Annotated in this window: 3 protein-coding genes; all 3 read right to left on the reverse strand. The window is 72.8% G+C overall.

The window, feature by feature from the left end; genetic code table 11:
* Positions 1-11: 11 nt before the first annotated feature.
* The gene (locus tag B7X32_RS19555; RefSeq protein WP_292723571.1) at positions 12-947 is read right to left on the reverse strand and encodes a DUF2993 domain-containing protein; all 936 of its coding nucleotides are present in this window, start codon (positions 945-947) and stop codon (positions 12-14) included.
* Between the two features lies 1 nt (position 948).
* Entirely contained in the window at positions 949-2,616 is a 1,668-nt protein-coding gene (argS, locus tag B7X32_RS19560) for an arginine--tRNA ligase (RefSeq protein ID WP_292723575.1), read from the reverse strand.
* 12 nt (positions 2,617-2,628) lie between these two features.
* On the reverse strand, positions 2,629-3,442 hold an 814-nt coding region (locus tag B7X32_RS19565; protein ID WP_292723577.1), incomplete at its 5' end, for a BadF/BadG/BcrA/BcrD ATPase family protein.

The following is a 3,442-nucleotide window of genomic DNA, read 5'->3' on the forward strand; positions in this document are numbered from 1 at the left end:
ATCCTGACGGATCACTGCCCCGGGCAGGTCCCGTTCTCGAGCAGCTTCGGATCCGTCGTGATCGCGCTGTCCGCCGAGAACGTCGCCGCCAGGGCATCGCCGTCCACGCGCAGCCCGCTCAGGTGCACGCCCGCCGGCAGCCGGTCGGCGATGCAGAGCTTCTGGGTCGCAAACAGCGGCTTGAGCGCCTTCGCGAACGGCGAGGAGGTGTCGGACGCGTCCAGCGTCATGGCGCCGATGGTCGCCGAGGTCGGCGTGAAGGTGAGCTCCCCGCCCTCCGCGCCAGGGGTGAGCGCGAGGGCCAGGGGCACGGTCGCGCCGAACAGCTTCACGGATCCGGTCGCCCTCACGTCCTTGCCGTCCAGCGTCACGGCGTCGATCGGGGTGGATCCGGCAGCCGCCGTGATGGCCTTCTCGAGCTGATCGGCCGCGATCCGGAAGGTGCCCTCGGCGCTCCCCAGTTCACCGCCGCGGATCGGCACGCCCGTCGCGTCGACAGCCACGGCGCTCGTGATCGGTCCGATCGCAACGCTCTTCGAGGAGAGGCGCACGTCGTCCAGCCGGCCCGCCACGAGCTGCGGCAGCACGATCCCGCCGACGCTCACATCCATCTGCTGATCCGCGGGGAGCTTCAGCGCCGTGATCACCTGCGAGCGGATCTGCTGCGCGACGACGGCGCGCGCCACGAACTCCCCGCCCACGACGAGCGCCGCGAGCACGACCACGACGATCGCCAGCACCCAGGGCCAGCGCGCGCGTCGGCGCGGCGGAGGCACGGCGATCGGCGCGGACGGCAGCGGGGGCCGAGGCGGGAGATCCGCGCCGGACGCTGCGGCGGAGGCCGGCGATCCGCCCGCCTGAGGCGGCAGCGGCACGGTCGGATGCTCGGGACCGAGGTCCCGCGGATACGGCTCGGTCGGGTGCGTGCCCTCTTCCGCGCCGCTCACGTCACATCCGCTCCGGCGCGGACACCCCGAGCAGGTCGAGGCCGTTGCGCAGCACCTGGCCCGTGGCGTCGTTCAGCCACAGGCGCGTGCGGTGCACGTCCTCGATGGGGTCGTCGCCCTGCGGGATCACCCGGCAGTTGTCGTACCAGCGGTGGTACAGGCCCGCGAGCTCCTCCAGGTAGCGCGCGACGCGGTGCGGCTCGCGCACCTCGGCGGCGAAAGCCACGATGCGCGGGAACTCCTGAAGGGCGCCCAGGAGCGCCGACTCGGTCTCGTGCGTGAGCAGCTCCGGCGCGAACGCAGAGCGGTCCACGCCGGAGTCGGCCGCGTTGCGGGCCACGTTGTGCGTGCGCGCGTGCGCGTACTGCACGTAGAAGACCGGGTTGTCATTCGTGCGCTTCTGCAGCAGCTCGGGATCCAGCGACAGCGGGGAATCGGCGGGCGAGCGCTCGAGCGAGTACCGCAGCGCGTCGGTGCCGAGCCATTCGCGCAGGTCGTCCATCTCGATGATGTTGCCGGCGCGCTTGCTGAGCCGGGCGCCGCCCACCGAGACGAGCTGTCCGATGAGCACCTCGACGTCCTTCTCCGGGTCGTCCCCCGCGGCGCCCGCGAGCGCCTTCAGACGGTGCACGTAGCCGTGGTGGTCGGCGCCGAGCAGGTAGATCTTGTGCTCGAAGCCGCGGTCGCCCTTGTTCAGGTAGTAGGCGGCGTCGGCGGCGAAGTAGGTGTACTCGCCGTTGGAGCGGCGGATCACGCGGTCCTTGTCGTCGCCGAAATCGGTCGTGCGCACCCACACGGCGTCGTCCAGGTCGAACACGTGCCCCTGGGCGCGGAGCCGATCCACGGCCAGGTCGACGAGGCTGGGAGCTCCGTCCTCGCCCTTCGCGTGCAGCAGGCGCTCCGAGAACCAGACGTCGAACACGACGTTGAACTTCGCCAGCGAATCCTTCTGCTCGGCCAGCTGGTACTGGTAGCCGAGCTCGCGCGCGACCAGGAGCTGCTCGCTCGCGGCGAGCGAGCGGAAGTCGGGGCGATCGGCGAGCACGCGCTGCGCGATGTCGGCGATGTAGCTGCCCGCGTAGCCGCCCTCGGGGGTCGGCTCCCCGTGCGCCGCGGCGACGATGGAGCCGGCGAACCGCTCCATCTGCGCGCCCGCGTCGTTGATGTAGAACTCGCGGGCCACGGTCGCGCCGCTCGCGTCGAGCAGGCGCGCGATCGCGTCGCCGAGCGCGGCCCAGCGGGTGTGCCCGATGTGCAGCGGCCCGGTCGGGTTCGCCGAGACGAACTCGACGTTGATCGAGCGGCCGGCCTGCGAATCGTTGCGCCCGTACGCCCCGCCGGCGTCGACGATCACCTTCGCGAGTGCTCCGGCGGCACCGGCCTCGAGGCGCACGTTGAGGAAGCCGGGGCCCGCGGCGGAGGCCTCTGCGATGCCGTCCACGGCGCCGAGCCCGTCGGCGATCTGCTGCGCGAGCTCGCGCGGGTTCGTCCCGAGCTGCTTCGCCAGGCGCATCGCGACGTTGGTCGCCCAGTCGCCGTGCTCGCGGTTGCGCGGACGCTCCAGCACGATGTCCCCCGCGGTGAGCGCAAGGGGCTCGCCCGGTCGTCGCTCGTCCGCGATCGGGGCGAGGACGGACAGGATCGCAGTGGCGAGGGCTTCGGGATTCATAGGTTATCGATTCTAGGGCGTGTCGCCCTCCGGAACCGCCGGGTGAGAGGCGGGGATCGGCGCGGGCGCCCCCGCGCGCATCGCCTCGCCGATCCCCGCGCGCACCCGCGCGAGCGTCCGCTCGTCGACGTCGACGCCCGAGTGCCGCAGCGCGAGCATCGTCGCCCCGGCCGCGCCGCTGTCCACGAGCACGAACGGCACCTCTCCGAAGGCCTCGGCGACGTGCGCGCGCAGCATCTCCTGCGGCGGACCGGGCCGCAGCACGATGCTCCCGCCGATCACGACGGGTCCTGGATCCGCCTGCACGAGTCCGATCGTGCGCACCAGCTGCGCGCCCGCCTCGCGCAGGATCCCCTCCGCGACGGGATCGCGCTCCTCGGCGGCGTCGAACACGAGCGGCGCGAACGCGGACAGCTGCACGGGCCGCTGCGCGTACAGCACGCGGATCAGATGCTCTAGAGCGACGGGGCGCCCGTCGGCGCCAGAGGCGTGGGCGCCCTCCCCGGCGATGCCTGCCGCCTGCAGCACGCGAGGGGTCAGGACGCTCTCCGGGCCGAGCCCGTCGAGCTCGGCGATGGCGGCCGCCGCCGCGCCGCGACCGATCCAGAAGCCGCTCCCCCGGTCGCCAAGCAGCCAGCCGAGCCCGTCCGCGGTGGCGACGATGCGGCCGCCCTCGACGCGCACCGCGCTCGCGCCGGTTCCGCACACCACGCCGTAGCCGACGGGAGCCACGGCGCCGCTCGAGTACATCGCCAGCAGGTCCGACTCGAAGGTCAGCGCACCGGTGAACCCGTTTTCCTTCAGCGGATCGTGGATCCACTCCGAC

It is taken from the genome of Microbacterium sp. 13-71-7, from assembly GCF_002257455.1.
In the GTDB taxonomy this organism is placed as follows: Bacteria; Actinomycetota; Actinomycetes; order Actinomycetales; family Microbacteriaceae; genus Microbacterium.

Excerpts from the sequence above, each read along its gene's own strand:
- argS (WP_292723575.1), bottom strand. The coding sequence starts at position 2,616 with ATGAATCCCGAAGCCCTCGCCACTGCGATCCTGTCCGTCCTCGCCCCG.